Annotated in this window: 15 protein-coding genes; 13 read left to right on the top strand and 2 right to left on the bottom strand. The window is 72.8% G+C overall.

Annotated elements, in window-relative coordinates; all coding sequences use genetic code 11:
* The 6 genes from dacB to folE form a co-directional block, all read left to right on the top strand.
* Positions 1-1,278, top strand: a 1,278-nt coding sequence (gene dacB / locus ACWGKU_RS35960; RefSeq protein ID WP_452191716.1) for a D-alanyl-D-alanine carboxypeptidase/D-alanyl-D-alanine endopeptidase, incomplete at its 5' end; no start/stop codon positions are given.
* A 108-nt stretch (positions 1,279-1,386) separates the two neighbouring features.
* Entirely contained in the window at positions 1,387-2,559 is a 1,173-nt protein-coding gene (locus ACWGKU_RS35965; RefSeq protein WP_401044596.1) for a zinc-dependent metalloprotease, read from the top strand.
* A gap of 283 nt (positions 2,560-2,842) precedes the next feature.
* On the top strand, positions 2,843-3,970 hold the full coding sequence (tilS, locus tag ACWGKU_RS35970) for a tRNA lysidine(34) synthetase TilS (protein ID WP_452178477.1): 1,128 nt from the start codon (positions 2,843-2,845) through the stop codon (positions 3,968-3,970).
* A 71-nt stretch (positions 3,971-4,041) separates the two neighbouring features.
* A complete protein-coding gene (gene hpt / locus ACWGKU_RS35975) occupies positions 4,042-4,596 on the top strand; it encodes a hypoxanthine phosphoribosyltransferase (RefSeq protein ID WP_280685463.1) in 555 nt (184 codons plus the stop codon).
* 226 nt (positions 4,597-4,822) lie between these two features.
* On the top strand, positions 4,823-6,877 hold the full coding sequence (gene ftsH, locus ACWGKU_RS35980) for an ATP-dependent zinc metalloprotease FtsH (protein ID WP_401044602.1): 2,055 nt from the start codon (positions 4,823-4,825) through the stop codon (positions 6,875-6,877).
* 106 nt (positions 6,878-6,983) lie between these two features.
* On the top strand, positions 6,984-7,589 hold the full coding sequence (gene folE / locus ACWGKU_RS35985; RefSeq protein WP_452178476.1) for a GTP cyclohydrolase I FolE: 606 nt from the start codon (positions 6,984-6,986) through the stop codon (positions 7,587-7,589).
* A 25-nt stretch (positions 7,590-7,614) separates the two neighbouring features.
* Here folE and ACWGKU_RS35990 read toward each other — a convergent pair whose 3' ends face one another.
* Both ACWGKU_RS35990 and ACWGKU_RS35995 read right to left on the bottom strand, forming a co-directional pair.
* Positions 7,615-8,403: a ferritin-like domain-containing protein gene (locus ACWGKU_RS35990; protein WP_401044606.1), complete on the bottom strand. Its 789-nt coding sequence runs from the start codon at positions 8,401-8,403 to the stop codon at positions 7,615-7,617.
* Positions 8,404-8,552: 149 nt separating this feature from the next.
* Positions 8,553-9,731 (bottom strand): alpha/beta hydrolase, encoded by a 1,179-nt coding sequence (locus ACWGKU_RS35995; RefSeq protein WP_452178475.1) that lies wholly within the window; start codon positions 9,729-9,731, stop codon positions 8,553-8,555.
* 353 nt (positions 9,732-10,084) lie between these two features.
* On the opposite strand from ACWGKU_RS35995, the gene ACWGKU_RS36000 reads away from it, so the two are divergent.
* From ACWGKU_RS36000 to ACWGKU_RS36030, 7 genes are all read left to right on the top strand, one after another.
* Positions 10,085-11,926: a phosphatidylglycerol lysyltransferase domain-containing protein gene (locus ACWGKU_RS36000; protein WP_380552226.1), complete on the top strand. Its 1,842-nt coding sequence runs from the start codon at positions 10,085-10,087 to the stop codon at positions 11,924-11,926.
* Positions 11,927-12,010: 84 nt separating this feature from the next.
* Positions 12,011-12,892 carry a dihydropteroate synthase gene (gene folP, locus ACWGKU_RS36005; RefSeq protein WP_401044615.1) on the top strand — a complete coding sequence of 294 codons (882 nt, stop codon included), beginning with the start codon at positions 12,011-12,013 and terminating at the stop codon, positions 12,890-12,892.
* 28 nt (positions 12,893-12,920) lie between these two features.
* Positions 12,921-13,400: a nuclear transport factor 2 family protein gene (locus tag ACWGKU_RS36010; RefSeq protein ID WP_359909353.1), complete on the top strand. Its 480-nt coding sequence runs from the start codon at positions 12,921-12,923 to the stop codon at positions 13,398-13,400.
* A 246-nt stretch (positions 13,401-13,646) separates the two neighbouring features.
* A complete protein-coding gene (folB, locus tag ACWGKU_RS36015) occupies positions 13,647-14,006 on the top strand; it encodes a dihydroneopterin aldolase (protein WP_359909425.1) in 360 nt (119 codons plus the stop codon).
* A 43-nt stretch (positions 14,007-14,049) separates the two neighbouring features.
* Positions 14,050-14,649, top strand: coding sequence for a 2-amino-4-hydroxy-6-hydroxymethyldihydropteridine diphosphokinase (gene folK / locus ACWGKU_RS36020; protein WP_359909351.1), 600 nt, complete (start codon positions 14,050-14,052; stop codon positions 14,647-14,649).
* A gap of 207 nt (positions 14,650-14,856) precedes the next feature.
* Entirely contained in the window at positions 14,857-15,345 is a 489-nt protein-coding gene (locus ACWGKU_RS36025; RefSeq protein WP_401044619.1) for a DUF3180 domain-containing protein, read from the top strand.
* Between the two features lie 145 nt (positions 15,346-15,490).
* Positions 15,491-16,624, top strand: a complete 1,134-nt coding sequence (locus ACWGKU_RS36030; protein WP_452178474.1) for a hypothetical protein — start codon at positions 15,491-15,493, stop codon at positions 16,622-16,624.
* Positions 16,625-16,684 lie beyond the last annotated feature (60 nt).

Below are 16,684 nucleotides of genomic sequence, written 5' to 3' on the forward strand. Positions count from 1 at the left end.
GTCCTGGCCGCCGTGGACGGCGCCACGGGCGCCGCCGTCCCCACCGCGCAGGGCCTCCAGCAGGCGCTCGCCGCGGCCCTCGCCGACAAGAGCCTCGGCGAGGTCACCTTCGCCGTCGCGGACGCCGGCACCGGCCAACTCCTGTACGGCTCCGGGGAGAACACCCCGGCCACCCCCGCCTCCACCACCAAGCTGGCCACCGCGATCGCGGCCCTGTCCCTCATCCCGGGGGACACCCGGCTGCACACCCGGGTGGTCCGGGGCGCGGACCCGGGCACGATCACCCTGGTCGGCGGCGGCGATCCGACGCTCACCGCGCTGCCCGCCGACCAGGTGCAGATCGGCGGGCAGCCGGCCGACGCCGACACCGCCCCCGCCTCGCTGGACCTCCTCGCCCGGCAGACCGCGGACACCCTCAAGAGCCTCGGCACCACGACGGTCCGGCTGGACTACGACCTGTCGCTGTACGCGGGCAGCCCGCAGCACCGGAACCACGACGGGCAGAACATCGCCCTGGTGGTCCCGTTGATGGTGGACGAGGGCAGGGTGGACCCGAAGAGCCGGGAGGACGCGCCGGACCGGGTCGCCGACCCGGCGGCCGCGGCCGCCGAGGCCTTCGCCGCCCTGCTCAGGGCCCGCGGCATCACCGTGACGGGCAAGGCCGCCCCCGCCGCGGCGCCCGCCCCCGCCCCGACCGCCTCCGGTCAGGCCCCGCTCGGCGACGTCTTCTCGCCGACGGTCGCCCGGCTGGTGGAGCGCCTGCTGACCACCTCGGACAACCAGCTCGCCGAGGCGATGGCCCGTCAGGTCGCCGTCGCCGCCCACCAGCCGGCGAGCTTCGAGGGCGCCGCGGCGGCCGTCACCCAGGAGCTCACCCGGCTCGGGGTGCCGATGGGCGGCGTGGTGCTCAACGACGGCAGCGGCCTGCACCCGGGCAACGCGATCCCGCCCGCCGTCCTGACCCGGCTCCTCGCGCTGGCCGCCTCCGAGCAGCACCCCACCCTGCGCCCGGTGCTCACCGGCCTCCCGGTCGCCGGCTTCACCGGCACCCTCAACAAGCGCTACGGCTCCGGGTCCGGCGCCGCCGACGCGGCCGGTCTGATCCGTGCCAAGACCGGCACCCTCAACGGCGTCAACACCCTCGCGGGCACCGTCGTCGACGCCGACGGCCGCCTCCTCGCCTTCGCCGTCATGACCCGCACCACCGCCCCCGCCGACACCGCCCGCGCCGCCATGGACCGGGTCGCCGGCCGCCTCGGCGGCTGCGGCTGCCACTGACCCGGCCCCGCCCGTCCCGTCGCGCCGGCCGTGCCGATCGGCCGTCGGGGGAGAGGTCTTGGCGGCGGGTGGCTGCCGTCGGTGGTGGGGAGCACGTACGGTGAGGGCATGACGAGCGCGAGTGGCGGTGCTGACATGGTCGACTGGAACCTCGCGGTCGCAACCGCGACCAGGTTGGTGCGGCCGGGGCCGGAAGTGAGCCGGGAGGAAGCGGCGGCGGTGGTCGCCGAGCTCCGCCGGCACGCCCTGGAGGCGGAGGAGCACGTGCGGGCGTTCACCGGCATGCGTTCGTCCAGCCTGTCCCGGGCCGCGGCGACGCCGGTGCTGGTGGTGGACCGACCCGGCTGGATCCGGGCCAACGTGGCGGGTTTCCGCACGGTCGTCCAGCCGCTGGTGGAGAAGCTCCAGGCGCGTCGGGCGAACAGCGCGACGGCCGGGGTGTTCGGCGCGGTGGGCGAGAAGGCCACCGGGATCGAGGTCGGGGCGCTGCTGGCGTTCCTGTCCACCAAGGTGCTGGGCCAGTACGAGACCTTCGCCCCGGCGGAGCCGCCGCTGGAGGCGCCGGACAGCCCGGCGGCGCTGTTCGACAAACCGCGGCTGGGGCCGGACGGCCCCGGGCCGGGCCGGCTGCTGCTGGTGGCGCCGAACATCGTGCACGTCGAGCGGGAGCTGGACGTCGACCCGTCCGACTTCCGGCTCTGGGTCTGTCTGCACGAGGAGACGCACCGGACGCAGTTCACCGCGGTGCCGTGGCTGCGCGACCACATCCAGTCCGAGGTGCAGTCCTTCCTCTCCGAGACGGACGTCGACCCGGGCGCCCTGCTGGAGCGGCTGCGGGGCGCGGCCGGTTCGTTCGGCGGCCTGCCGGGCGGCGGCAACCGGGAGAGCGCCTCCTCCGGGAACCTGCTGGAGATCGTCCAGTCGCCCGCGCAGCGCGAGATCCTCGGTCGGCTGACGGCCGTGATGTCGCTGCTGGAGGGCCACGCGGACGTGGTGATGGACGGCGTCGGCCCGGCCGTGGTGCCGACGGTCGCCGAGATCCGGGAGAAGTTCCAGCAGCGCCGGGACCGCGGCGCCAACCGGCTCGACCTGCTGCTGCGCCGGCTGCTCGGCATGGACGCGAAGCTGCGCCAGTACCAGGACGGCGCGGTGTTCGTGCGCGGTGTGGTGGAGCAGGTCGGCATGGAGGGGTTCAACCGGGTGTGGACCTCCCCGAACACCCTGCCGACCAAGGACGAGATCCACGATCCGGCCGCCTGGGTGGCCCGGGTGGCCCGCTGAGCGGGTGCTCCTGACGCGGGCGCGCCGTGAGCCGGGCGGCAAGCGGCGCGCGTCGGTCAAACCCGCTCGTACGAGTGGTCCAATCGGCCAGACGACGGGTGAAGAAGCGTTTCTTCATTCACCCGTACGTGGGACGGTGGTCGTACCGGTGGCGCGGGTGGCGTAGCGGGTCGCTCCTTTCTGCCACCATCTGTGAGCGCCCGGTAACAGGGCGCTCATGCGGTGCGCGGTCCCCGCCGCGTCCGCCGCGAGTCCTGTCCCCTCCGACGAGGAGTCTTCCGCCGTGGGCCCTCACCCCGCTGTCGCCGCGATACGCCTGGCCGTTCGCCGTACGCTCACCGACCTCGCCGCCGAGGCCGGTACCACCTTCACCGCGCCCGTGCGCGAGCCCCGCGAGCGCTCGGCCGGGGCGCCGCTGGTGGGTGCCGCGGTCGGCACCACCCTGATCGGCAACGCCGCGCGCCACCCCTCCGGGCTGCCCCGCACCCCGGCCGCTCCCGGTTCACCGCTGATCCTGGTCGCGGTCAGCGGCGGCGCGGACTCGATGGCGCTGGCCATCGCCGCCGCCTTCGAGGCGCCCAAGATCGGCCTGCGGGTCGGCGCCGTCACCGTCGACCACGGGCTCCAGGCCGGTTCCGCCGAGCGCGCCGCCCAGGTGGCCGACCGGCTGCGCACGCTCGGCCTCGACCCGGTGGAGGCCGTCCCGGTGCGGGTCGGCCGCGCCGGGGGCCCGGAGGCCGCCGCCCGGGACGCCCGCTACGCCGCCCTGGACGCGGCCGCCGACCGCCACGGAGCGATCGCGGTGCTGCTCGGCCACACCCGGGACGACCAGGCCGAGACCGTGCTGCTGGGCCTGGCCCGCGGCTCCGGCGCCCGTTCGCTGGCCGGGATGCCCGCCCACAAGGGCCGCTACCGCCGCCCGCTGCTGGAGCTGGACCGGGCCGCCACCCGGCAGGCCTGCGCCGCCCAGTCGATCCCGGTCTGGGACGACCCGCACAACTGTGATCCCGCCTACACCCGCTCAAGGGTCCGCCACGAGGTGCTGCCGGTCCTGGAGAAGCACCTGGGCGGTGGCGTGGTCGAGGCGCTGGCCCGGACCGCCCGGCTGTTCCGCGACGACGCCGACGCCCTCGACCAGTGGGCCTCTTTGGCCGAACGCGACCTCCGTACGGGCGACGGCGCCCTGGACGCCGTGAAACTGGCCGAACTGCCGCCCGCGGTGCGCCGCCGGGTGCTGCGCCGGGCCGCGCTGCGGGCGGGCTGTCCGGCCGGGGACCTGTTCGCCCGGCACCTGGAGACGATCGACCTGCTGGTCACCGGATGGCGCGGACAGGGCCCGCTGCACCTACCCGGGGGAGTCGAGGCCACCCGCAGGTGTGGCACGCTGGTCTTTCGGCGGCAGGGCGACTGACGGGCGAGGCATGCCCCGGGGGAGCCGACCGCCGGCCACACATACCCCGAACGTTTGAGGACGTATCCCCGGTGGACCAGAACGACATGGGCGCTGACCTCGCGAAGGTGCTCATCAGCAAGGACGAGATCGACGCCAAGCTCCTTGAGCTGGCCGAGCGCATCGACCGGGACTACGCAGGGAAGGACCTGCTGATCGTCGGCGTCCTCAAGGGGGCCGTGATGGTCATGGCCGACCTGGCCCGGACCCTGCACTCGCAGGTCACCATGGACTGGATGGCCGTCTCCTCGTACGGCATGGGCACCAAGTCCTCCGGCGTGGTGCGGATCCTGAAGGACCTGGACACCGACATCGCCGGCCGTGACGTCCTGATCGTCGAGGACATCATCGACTCCGGCCTGACGCTGTCCTGGCTGCTGGGCAACCTGGGTTCGCGCGGTCCGGCCTCGCTGGAGGTCTGCACCCTGCTCCGCAAGCCGGACGCGGCCAAGGTCGAGATCGACGTGAAGTACGTCGGTTTCGACATCCCCAACGAGTTCGTGGTCGGCTACGGCCTGGACTACGCGGAGAAGCTGCGCAACCTCCCCTTCATCGGCACCCTCGCGCCGCACGTCTACGGCGGCTGAGGTCCCCGTTCGGGCGACGGGCGGGAACAGTGGGCCGTTCCCGCCCGTTGCACCCGGGAGACAGAGAACCAAAGCCGTGTCGCCGTGCTCCCACCATGGGTGGGTCGGACTGCGGTACGGTCCAATAAACCGCTCTTCACATGAGCATCAATTCGGACGCGCCGCGGTCAACAGTCCTCGGCGCCGTTGAGTGGCAGGAGGGACGGGGCGGCAACGCCCCGCATGGATGGACGTCAAGCGATACTTCCGTGCGCCGATCATGTGGATCGTGCTGGCCGTCCTCGCCGTCATCGTACTGATGCAGGTCGTTTCGGACTCGAACGGCTACAAGACGGTGGACACCGGTCAGGTCGTCGCGGCGATCGACGCGCACAACGTCAAGTCGGCGCAGATCACCACCGGTGACTCGAACACGATCAAGATCCAGCTGAAGGACGGCGCCACACTGCCCAGCGCCGGTACGGGCAAGGCCCCGTCCGGCACCAAGTTCCAGGCCTCGTACATCGGCGACCAGGGCGTCGCCATCGCCGACAAGCTGCAGGCGCAGGTCAACGACAAGGACCAGAGCACGCTCGCCGAGGGCTACACGATCAGCCCCGAGAAGCAGAGCACCTTCGTCAGCCTGCTGCTGTCGATGCTCCCGATCGTGATCATCGTCCTGGTCTTCCTGTTCCTGATGAACCAGATGCAGGGCGGCGGCTCCCGGGTCATGCAGTTCGGCAAGTCCAAGGCCAAGCTGCTCACCAAGGACACCCCGAAGACCACCTTCGCCGACGTCGCCGGCGCGGACGAGGCGGTCGAGGAGCTCCACGAGATCAAGGAGTTCCTCCAGGAGCCGGCCAAGTTCCAGGCCGTCGGCGCCAAGATCCCCAAGGGCGTGCTGCTCTACGGCCCGCCCGGTACCGGTAAGACCCTGCTGGCGCGCGCCGTCGCGGGCGAGGCCGGGGTGCCGTTCTACTCCATCTCCGGCTCGGACTTCGTCGAGATGTTCGTCGGCGTCGGTGCCAGCCGCGTCCGCGACCTCTTCGAGCAGGCCAAGGCGAACGCCCCGGCGATCGTCTTCGTCGATGAGATCGACGCCGTCGGCCGGCACCGCGGCGCGGGCCTCGGCGGCGGCCACGACGAGCGCGAGCAGACCCTCAACCAGCTGCTGGTCGAGATGGACGGCTTCGACGTCAAGGGCGGCGTGATCCTGATCGCCGCGACCAACCGCCCCGACATCCTGGACCCGGCGCTGCTGCGCCCGGGCCGCTTCGACCGCCAGATCGCGGTGGAGCGCCCCGACCTCCAGGGCCGGCTGGACATCCTCAAGGTGCACCAGAAGGGCAAGCCGATCGCGCCCGACGTCGACCTGTCGGCCGTCGCCAAGCGCACCCCCGGCTTCACCGGTGCCGACCTGTCGAACGTCCTCAACGAGGCGGCGCTGCTGACCGCCCGTTCGGACAAGAAGCTGATCGACAACGGCATCCTGGACGAGGCGATCGACCGCGTCGTGGCCGGTCCGCAGAAGCGCACGCGGATCATGTCCGACAAGGAGAAGAAGATCACCGCGTACCACGAGGGCGGCCACGCCCTGGTCGCGGCGGCCTGCCAGTACAGCGACCCGGTGCACAAGATCACCATCCTGTCCCGCGGCAGGGCCCTCGGCTACACCATGGTGCTGCCGGAGGAGGACAAGTACTCCACCACCCGCAACGAGATGCTCGACCAGCTCGCCTACATGATGGGCGGTCGCGCGGCGGAGGAGCTGGTCTTCCACGACCCGACCACGGGCGCCTCGAACGACATCGAGAAGGCCACCGCGACGGCCCGGGCCATGGTCACCCAGTACGGCATGACCGAGCGCCTGGGTGCGATCAAGTTCGGCAACGACAGCTCGGAGCCGTTCCTGGGCCGTGAGATGGGCCACCAGCGCGACTACTCGGAAGAGGTCGCCGGGCTGGTCGACGAGGAGGTCAAGAAGCTCATCGACACGGCGCACAACGAGGCCTGGGAGATCCTGGTCGAGAACCGCGACGTGCTCGACAACCTGGTCCTGGAGCTCCTGGAGAAGGAGACCCTGAACAAGGAGCAGATCGCCGAGGTCTTCGCCCCGATCGTCAAGCGCCCGGCCCGGCCGGCCTGGACGGGTTCCTCCCGTCGCACGCCGTCCACCCGGCCGCCGGTGCAGTCCCCGAAGGAGCTGGCGCTCACCAACGGCGCCGCCTCCGTCGAGAGCGCTCCGGTGGACGTCGTGAAGCTCCCGCCGCTGCCGACGGCCGAGCCGCCGACCGAGGGCTGACCCCCGCTCCGTAGGGAATGGATGCCGCGTCACCAGGGTTTGTACCCTGGAGGCGCGGCATCCGTGCTGTTCAGCCAGAGTCTTCCGATACATAAGCGAGGCCCGCATGATCGACCCGGTGACGTTCGACGGTCCGCCCGCCGTCGGTACCTTCGACCAGAAGCGGGCCCGGGACGCCATCCGCGAGCTGCTGCTCGCCGTCGGGGAGGATCCGGACCGCGAGGGTCTGCGGGAGACCCCGGCCCGGGTCGCGCGGGCCTACAAGGAGATATTCGCGGGCCTGTGGCAGGAGCCCGAGGACGTCCTCACCACCACCTTCGACCTCGGCCACGACGAGATGGTGCTGGTCAAGGACATCGAGCTGACCTCGGTCTGCGAGCACCACCTGGTGCCGTTCCGCGGCGTGGCCCACGTCGGGTACATCCCGTCCACCAGCGGCAAGATCACCGGGCTGTCCAAGCTCGCCCGGCTGGTCGACGTCTACGCCCGCCGGCCGCAGGTGCAGGAGCGGCTGACCAGCCAGGTGGCCGACGCGCTGATGCGGATCCTGGAGCCGCGCGGGGCGATCGTCGTGGTCGAGTGCGAGCACATGTGCATGTCGATGCGCGGCATCCGCAAGCCCGGCGCCAAGACCATCACCTCCTGCGTGCGCGGCCAGCTGCGCGACCCGGCCACCCGGGCCGAGGCGATGAGCCTCATCATCGGCCGGTAGGGGCCAGCGGCGGGCCGGGCGGTGCTCAGAGCACCTCGTGCTCCGCGTGCGGCGGGGCCGGGGTGCCCAGCGCGTTGCGGCGCTCCGGCATCCGCAGCGTGACCATCCGGCGCCAGCCGTAGGCGCGGTCGTACAGGTAGAGCACCCACACCCCGAGGGTGACCAGGGCGAGCTGCCAGCGCGGCCAGCGCAGGATCCGGGCCATCCGGGAGGTGACGGCGAGGCCGACGTCCCGGTGGGTGCGGATCTCGCCGCGGGCGCTGGTCTCCAGGGCGTGCCGGATGTACGGGCCGTGGCCCTCGGAGAGCAGCCGCAGCAGCTCCTCGTGGCAGTAGGCGAGGTGGTTGTCCTCGTCGGCGGAGATCATCCGCATCGCCCGGCCGAGGTCGGGGTTGTCCTGGTACACCTTCACCAGCCGGCGCATCTGCTCGGCGGCGCGCTGTTCGGTGACCCGGCTGTGCACGAGGTAGGTGATGATCTCGCGGTCGGTCAGCGGGACGTCGCTGTTCAGCCGCTCGTGCGAGAGGCCGACGCCCTGGCGCTCCAGCAGCATGCAGTAGTCGGCCTCGTCCGGCACCGGCACCTTGGGCAGGCCGCGCTTGTGCAGCAGCTGGGTGAAGATCCGGCCGTGCTTGCGCTCGTCGGCACCGTGCCGGGCCACCTTCGGGGCGAGGACCGGGTCCCGGGTGAGCGTGGTGATCCGCTCGTTCTCCCAGCCGCCCTGGTCCTCGCCGTCGGCCGCGATGCTGCAGAACAGCTGGTACGCCTGGTCGTTCCGGTAGATCTCGTCGAAGAGCGAGCGGGTGCTCAGCACGGTGCCTCCTGCGCGGGTCCGGGGCGGTGCCCGGCGGTGGCCGACGGGCGGTCGCGATACGTTCCCCCCGGGCCGCAGGCCGTCCGGGCCGACCGGCGGGTAATCACTCACCTGTCCCAGCCGGGTCCTCGCCGGGGCCTGGCCGGGTCCTAGCCCAGGTGCGAGCCCAGCCATTCGAGGGTGGCCGGGAGCTCCCTGGTCCAGCTGTCGAAGTTGTGCCCGCCGTCGTCCAGGTAGAGCGAGTCGATCGTGAACTGCGGGTTGGCCGCCGCGGCCCGGGTGGCCTGGTCGACGAACTGGACGGTCTGGGGGTAGTCGCCCTCGGTGCGGGTGGAGACCGCCAGCAGGTTGAGCGCCGGGACGGGCAGGTTCTGCAGCCGCCAGCCGAGGTCGTGCTGCTGGGTCAGCGCCTTGTCGCCGTTGAAGAGGTCCCCGCCGGTGTAGTTGTCCTGGCGCACGGTGAAGTCGCCGTGCAGGCTCGCCGCGTTGCCGTAGACGTTCGGGAAGCGCATCGCCAGGCGCAGCGCGCAGCTGCCGCCGGTGGAGTAGCCGAGGGTGCCCCAGGAGCCGGCCGTGCGGCCGACCCGGTAGCTGCTGCGGATGGCCTCGGGCACGTCCTTGACGAACCAGGTCTCGGTGCGCGGCCCGTCGGGGACGTCCACGCACTCGGTGTCCCGGGACGGGACGACGGCCGGGCGGGCCATCACCAGGACGGTCGGCGGCATCCTGCCGGAGCGCTGCAGGTCGATCGCGGTCTGGGCGAACGGGAGCTCGTGCAGCAGGTTCAGCGTGGTGCCCGGGTAGCCGGCGATGGCCAGCAGGACGGGGAAGCGGACCAGGGCGAGCTTCTGGTCGAAGTACGCGGGCGGCAGGTAGACGAACATCTGGTCGGAGAAGCCGGTCTCCTTGCCGCTGACCCGGACCGACTCGATCCTGCCGACCTCCTCGGGCGGGCCCTTCGGCAGGTTGGTGATGGTCTCCAGGCCGCCCTCGGTGGTGGGCTGGACCAGCGCGTCGGAGACCGGGGTGCCGCCCTTGTGGTTCGCGCTGCCGGTCAGCGCGAGCTTGGCGCCGCCCGGACTGAGCAGGTCGTCCCAGGAGGTGTAGAACCCGAAGGAGTTGTTCACCGACAGCGCGAGCACGGCCAGGACCGAGGCCTGAACGACCGTCAGCAGTCCGATCCGGCCGAGCACCGGCAGCGGCCGCTGGGGCGCCAGCCGCGGCCAGACCCACAGGGTCGCGACGACTGCCGCGACGCCGAGTGCGAGCAGCGAGTTCACCAGCGCGTCGCTGGTCAGTTCCATGCCGTCGGCCTTCCGGTGGGACACGGGCGGTGCAGGCTTCATGGTCTGGCGGTCCATCAGGCCGGGCCACCGCGGCTAGGCCGTCCGGACGCCCGGCGGGCTGGGAAGGGCGGGGGGAACCACAGGCAACCGGCGCCCTAGAATGCGGCGTCCACCGTACGTAACGCGTCCCGGAGGGTCCTGCCGCGCCACGCTGCGGCGGGCCCCCGGCTCCCACCGCCGGCTCAACCCGCAGCGCGACCACGGACCCGGTTTACCGATCGTTTCCGGGTCCTTGGTATGCGCATTGCCTGATGAAGGAATAGGCATGAAGGTCCATCACGCGTCCTCCCCCGGAGTGACAGGACACCGCACCGCAGCCTCTACGCTGAGCTTCCATGAGCGTTCCCGTGTCCGTTGAGCCGAGCCCCGAGCAGCCGCCGCGCCGTCGCCGCGGCCTGCAGACGCTGCGCAACCAGGCGTCCGCCGTCCCGAGGGCCTGGCTCCCCGGAGCGGTCGGCTACGCCTGTCTGCTGATCGGGCTCGTGGACATCGCCAGCGCGGTGTTCCCCAAGCTCCGGCACACCAAGGTGCACACCTTCGCGGGGCAGCTGCCGGGCGGCACCACCAGCCTGGCGGCGGTCGGCGCGCTGATGGTCGGCATCCTGCTGGTGCCGCTGGCGCACGCGCTGCGCCGCCGCAAGCGGCGGGCCTGGCGGGCGGTCTGCGTGCTGCTGCCGGTCAGCGCCGGACTGCACATCGTGCGCTGGCACCAGATCGGCCCGGCGGTCGTCTCGCTGGTGCTCCTCGTCGTGATGCTGGTCCACCAGCGTGAGTTCTACGCCAAGGCCGACCCGCGCACCCGCTGGCGGGCGCTGGTCAACCTGGTCGTCATGGGCGTCCTCAGCGTGCTGCTCGGCCTGCTGATCGTGAGCACCCGGACCAAGTACGAGATCGGCCACCCCGGCCTGGCCGAGCGCCTGCAGCACGTCGGGTACGGGCTGTTCGGCTTCGAGGGCCCGGTCCGGTACAACAACGTCCGGATGTCCGACCTGGTCGCCTACCTGCTCGGCGGGCTCGGCCTGCTGACCGCCTTCACCACCGCCTACCTGGCGCTGCGCCCGGGCAAGCCGAAGCCCGAGCTGACCGCGGAGGACGAGGAGAAGGTCCGCGAGCTGCTCGGGCGGCACGGCGAGCGGGACTCGCTCGGCTACTTCGCGCTGCGCCGCGACAAGAGCGTGCTGTTCTCGCCCACCGGCAAGGCCGCGATCTCCTACCGGGTGGTCTCCGGCGTGATGCTGGCCTCCGGCGACCCGGTCGGCGACGTCGAGGCCTGGCCCGGCGCGATCAAGGTGTTCATGGCCGAGGCCCGCGAGCACGCCTGGGTGCCGGCCGTGATGGGGTGCAGTGAGGTCGGCGGCGAGGTCTGGACCCGCGAGGCGGGCCTGGACGCGCTGGAGCTGGGCGACGAGGCGATCGTGGACACCGCCTCCTTCTCGCTCTCCGGCCGGGCCATGCGCAACGTGCGCCAGATGGTCAAGCGGATCGAGCGCAACGGCTACTCCTGCCAGGTGCGCCGGGTCTCCGAGCTCACCGCGGAGGAGAAGTACCGGATCGCCGACGCCGCCGCCCGCTGGCGCGGCACCGACACCGAGCGCGGCTTCTCGATGGCCCTCGGCCGCTTCGGCGACCCGCTGGACGACGACTGCGTGGTGGTCACCGCCCACAAGGCCCCGGAGGAGGGCGAGGAGGGCGACGACCTGAAGGCCGTGCTGCACTTCGTGCCCTGGGGGCCGGACGGCATCTCGCTGGAGCTGATGCGCCGCGACCGCGCCGCCGACCCGGGCCTGAACGAGCTGCTGATCGTCGCCGCGCTGCAGGCGGTGCCCGCGATGGGCGTGCGCCGGGTGTCGCTCAACTTCGCGATGTTCCGCTCGGCGCTCGCCCGCGGCGAGCGGATCGGCGCCGGCCCGGTGCTGCGCGCCTGGCGCGGGCTGCTGGTCTTCCTGTCGCGCTGGTTCCAGATCGAGTCGCTGTACAAGTTCAACGCCAAGTTCCAGCCCGAGTGGGAGCCGCGCTTCCTGGTCTTCCCGAGCACCCGTGACCTGCCGCGGATCGGCTTCGCCGCGATGCAGGCGGAGGCCTTCATCACGCTCGGCATGCCGCGCTTCGGCCGCCGGCGCCAGCGCGAGGGGCTGATGCCGGTCCCGTCGACCCGCGAGGTCACCGAGGCCGCCTGAGGCCCGTCACCGCCCTCCGGGGCCGGCCCGCCGACACGGAACGGGGCCCCCGCCGAGCATCCTCGGCGGGGGCCCCGTTCGATAATGGGAAACATGAACGATTCGCCGTCCTTCTCCCTGCCGGCCGGTCTGCCGCGGCTGGAGCGCTGCGCCGTGATGGGCGTGGTCAACGTCACGCCCGACTCCTTCTCGGACGGCGGGATGTGGCACGACCCCGCCAAGGCGATCGCGCACGGCCTCGCGCTGCGGGCCCGCGGCGCGGACCTGGTGGACGTCGGCGGCGAGTCCACCCGGCCGGGCTCGCAGCGGGTGTCCGAGGAGGAGGAGCTGCGCCGGGTGCTCCCGGTGGTGCGCGAGCTCTCCGACGCCGGGGTGATGGTCTCCGTGGACACCATGCGCGCCACGGTCGCCGAGCGCGCCGTCGAGGCCGGTGCCGCGATCGTCAACGACGTCTCCGGCGGCCTCGCCGACCCGGCGATGGCCCGGGTGGTCGCCGAGACCGGCGCGCCCTTCGTGGTGATGCACTGGCGCGGGCAGTCCGCCGACATGTACGCGACGGCGGTCTACGACGACGTGGTGCGGGACGTGGTCGCCGAGCTGACCGACCGGGTGGACGCGCTGCTGGCGGCCGGGGTCAAGGAGGACCAGCTGATCCTCGACCCGGGGCTCGGCTTCGCCAAGACCTCCGAGCACAACTGGGCGCTGCTCGGCCGGCTGGACGCGCTCACCGCGCTCGGCCGTCCCGTGCTCGTGGCGGCTTCGCGCAAGCGGTTCCTGGGTACGCTGCTCGCCGACCCGGCAACCGGGGAACTGCGCCCGGCCCGGGAGCGCGACGACGCGACGGCCGCGGTGTCGGTGCTGTCAGCCCGGGCCGGAGCCTGGGCGGTGCGGGTGCACGACGTGTCCGGCACGGCGGACGCCGTCCGGGTGGTCGCGGCCTGGCAGCACGCGGCGCGGTTGGGGTGAGGGAGGGTCTGTGACAGGTGACGGCAGGTTGAGCGGCGGCACGGCCGGGCGGGCGCGCGAGGCGGACCTGGAGGCCGTGCTCGCGGCGAACAGGGGGCTCTACGAGGCGCTGGAACGGGGGGACCTGGAAGCGGTCGAGGAGGCCTGGCTGGGTGCCGCCGACGCCGACGACAAGGGCGGCGTGGTGTGCGTGCACCCGGGCTGGCCGGTGCTCCGCGGCCGGGCGCAGGTGACCAGGTCGTACATGCTGATCATGATGAACACGGAGTACATCCAGTTCTTCCTGACCGATGTCGAGGCCGAGGTGCACGGTGATGTGGCCCTTGTCACGTGCACCGAGAACATCCTGTCCGGCGGCGAGTCGGAGGAGGAGGGGGAGCTCGGACCGCTGGTCGGCGGAAAGGTCGTGTCGACGAATCTGTTCCGCCGTACCCCGGCCGGGTGGAAGCTCTGGTCGCATCACGGTTCACCCGTTCTGACCAGCGGGGACGACGACGAGGAGAGCTGATTCCGGCGGCCGCGGAAATGCCGTGCCGAAAAGTCGCCGGGAATTTCCGAGTGGTCACCGAACGTTCACGTCAATCGCCATATCGGTGCGCGTGGCGTCGGTTCGTGCCGGGTAGGACGGTCAGGCGTTGTCCGTGCTCGCGGGTAGATTCGAAACGGAGTGGCGGGCGTGCTGCCCGCCTTCGCCCTGCCCGTCCGTGCCTTTCGCCGGGTGGGGCCCGTCCGACTGGGAGCAGTGATTCGTTTGCTGGACCGCGTCACCCTGCGGGGGCTGCGAGCCCGGGGCCACCACGGCGTCTTCGAGCGTGAGCGCGTCGAGGGGCAGACCTTCGTGGTCGACCTGGTGCTGTACCTGGACACCCGCCCCGCCGCGGCCGGAGACGACCTCACCCGCACCGCGCACTACGGGCTGGTGGCGGAGGAGGTCACCGCGATCATCTCCGGGGAGCCGGTCGACCTGATCGAGACGCTGGCCCAGCGCATCGCCGACCAGTGCCTCAAGCACGAAGCGGTCGAGGAGGTCGAGGTCACCGTGCACAAGCCGGACGCCCCGATCACCGTGCCGTTCGACGACGTGACCGTGACCATCCACCGGGGCCGCGCATGACCCCCACCGCGCGCCCGGTATCCGATGTAGAGGACGTTTTCCGATGAGCACCAGCGACCAGACCGCTACGCCGAACGCGTTCGACCTGGAGGACCGGGTGGACTCCGTCGACACCACGCTGCACAGCCAGCGCTGCGCGGTCGTCGCGCTCGGCAGCAACCTGGGCAACCGGCTGGACACCCTCCAGGGCGCCGTCGACGCGCTCGCCGACACCCCGGGGCTGAGGATCAAGGCCGTCTCCGCGGTGTACGAGACGGAGGCCGTCGGCGGGCCGGAGGAGCAGCCGAACTACTACAACGCGGTCGTGGTGCTGCGCACCTCGCTGCCCCCGCGGGACCTGCTGGAGCGCGGCAACGCCATCGAGGACGCCTTCGGGCGGGTGCGGACCGTCCACTGGGGCCCGCGCACCCTGGACGTCGACATCCTGGCCTACGAGGGCGTGCTGAGCGACGACCCGCAGCTGCTGCTGCCGCACCCGCGCTCGCACGAGCGGGCCTTCGTGCTCGCTCCCTGGCTGGACGCCCAGCCGGAGGCCGAGGTGCCCGGGCACGGGCGGGTGGACGCGTTGCTGACCGCGCTGGGCGGCCCGGACGCGCAGGGCGTGAAGCGCCGCGAGGACATCCGGCTGACGCTGCCGGAGTAGGCCCGGGGCCGGGCTCGGAGGGCCGACAGCCGGGCCGACGGCCCAGCCGTCGCCCGGGGAACTCGACCGGGGGCCCGGCCGTACGAGTAGGTGTCCGTCGTTCGCGCGGGTGTCCGCCCGGCCGGGCCCGGTACGGTGGCTTGGCGTCGCCGCGCCGGGCCACCGGGCGGGCGGCCGGTTCTGGTACCCGGGAAGGACCTCCTCCGAGTGAAGCTGCTTCGCCTCCGCCTGCTGATCGGCATCACCGCCGCCACGACGGCGCTGTCCTGGGCCGGCGCCAAGCTGTGGGCCTCCGTGGACACGCTGCCGGCCGTGCCCGCCGCGGCGCCGGTGGTGCTGGCGGCGGTGGCGGTGATCCTGCTGGCGACCGCGCTGTCGCTGCGGGCCCGGCTGAAGGCGGTGCGCGAGCGACAGCCCGGGGCGAAGGGGGTCGACCCGCTGCTGGCGGCCCGGGCGGTGGTGCTGGGGCAGGCCAGCGCGCTGGTCTCGGCGGTGGTCACCGGCGTCTACGCGGGGGCCGGGATCTACCTGCTGGGCGAGCTGGACGTGTCGGCCCGCAAGGACCAGGCCGTGACGGCCGGGCTCGCGGTGCTGGCGGGGGCCGCGGTGATAGCGGCGGCGCTCTGGATCCAGCACGTGTGCAAGTTGCCGGAGAACCACGACGACCCGGGCGGTCAGGCGGCCTCGCACCGCTGAGGTGTCGCTGAGGCGTCGCTGAGCGGCCCTTTCCTCGTGATCTTGGGTGAGAATCCGGGCACGTGCGGTAAGAACCGAACCCTGTCAAGGGCGGAAGGGGACCCTGGGCTGACACGGCCCCAATTCGCACGCTAGTTTCTTGGACATGTCTCGCGGACGCCACCGTCATTCCTCCGTCCTCGGCCGGGCCTTCCCCCCCACCGCCACCGGCGTACTGCTGGTCGCCGCACTGGCCGCTCTGCTTTTCAGTCAGGACACCATCCTGGTGCGCTCGGTGGGCGTCGCGGCGGTGATCGCGACGCTCGGCTTCGCGCTGCTGCTGCGCCAGCGGGACAAGGCGGCCCGGGCGGCCGCCGAGATGTCCGCGGCCCAGCGGATGCGCGCCGAGGAGCGGTTCGAGGAGCAGTTGGCCGAGGCCGAGTACGCGGCGGAGGTCGCCGAGGAGCGGGCCACCCGGTTCGGGCGGCGGCTGACGGCGGAGAAGTCGCGGCTGGCGAAGGCCGAGACCGAGATCGCCCGGCTGCTGCGCGAGCGGGCCGTGACCGTCGCCGAGCAGGCGCTCAAGGAGGCCGAGGCGGCCCAGCGGGCGCTCGCCGCGAGCCGTCCGAAGCACCCGGCCAGCCCGGCCGCGTACGTGCGGGCGGCGTCGGTGCTGCGGCACCTGGAGCGCCGCGCGGCGGAGCAGGAGGCGCAGCGGGCGCGTACGGCGGGTGCGGAGCTCGCCCTGCGGGCGCGTGCGGCGGAGCCGGCGGTCGGCACGGCCGTCCCGGCGGTTCCGGCGGTCGCGGTGCCCGCACCGGCTCCGGTGGCGCCCTCGGTGCCCACTCCGGGGCAGGCCCCGGTCGCCCAGTCGCCGGTGCGTTCGGAGCCGGTGCGCCCCGAGCCGGTGCGTCCGGCGCTGACCGCGACGGTCGGTCAGCTCGGCGGGACTCCGGCCGTGCCCGCCGCGGCGCCCGCGCCGGGGGAGCGGCAGCGGCCGCGGCCGGCGCAGTCCGGGCAGACGCGCGGGCAGGGCTTCAGCTTCTTCGGCCGCGGCTCGGCCGTTCCGGCGCGCCCGGCGGCCCCGGCGCCGGCGGTGGGCAGCGTCGCCGAGCTGGGGGAGCGCGCCGACCTGGCGGACGTGGTGGGCGACGAGGCGGTGGCCGCGAAGGCCGAGGCCGAGGCCCGGGCGGCGGAGCCGGCCGAGCGGCCCGAACCGGGCGAGCCGACCGTGGTGGACCTGACGCCGGAGGACGAGACCGAGCTGATCGAGCTGCCGGAGCTGCGCGCCTCGCGCTGAGGCGACCGGGCCCCGGAAACGAGAACCGCGGCGCGGGAAGTCGGACGGACCGACTTCCCG

The organism is Kitasatospora sp. NPDC054768, assembly GCF_053612025.1.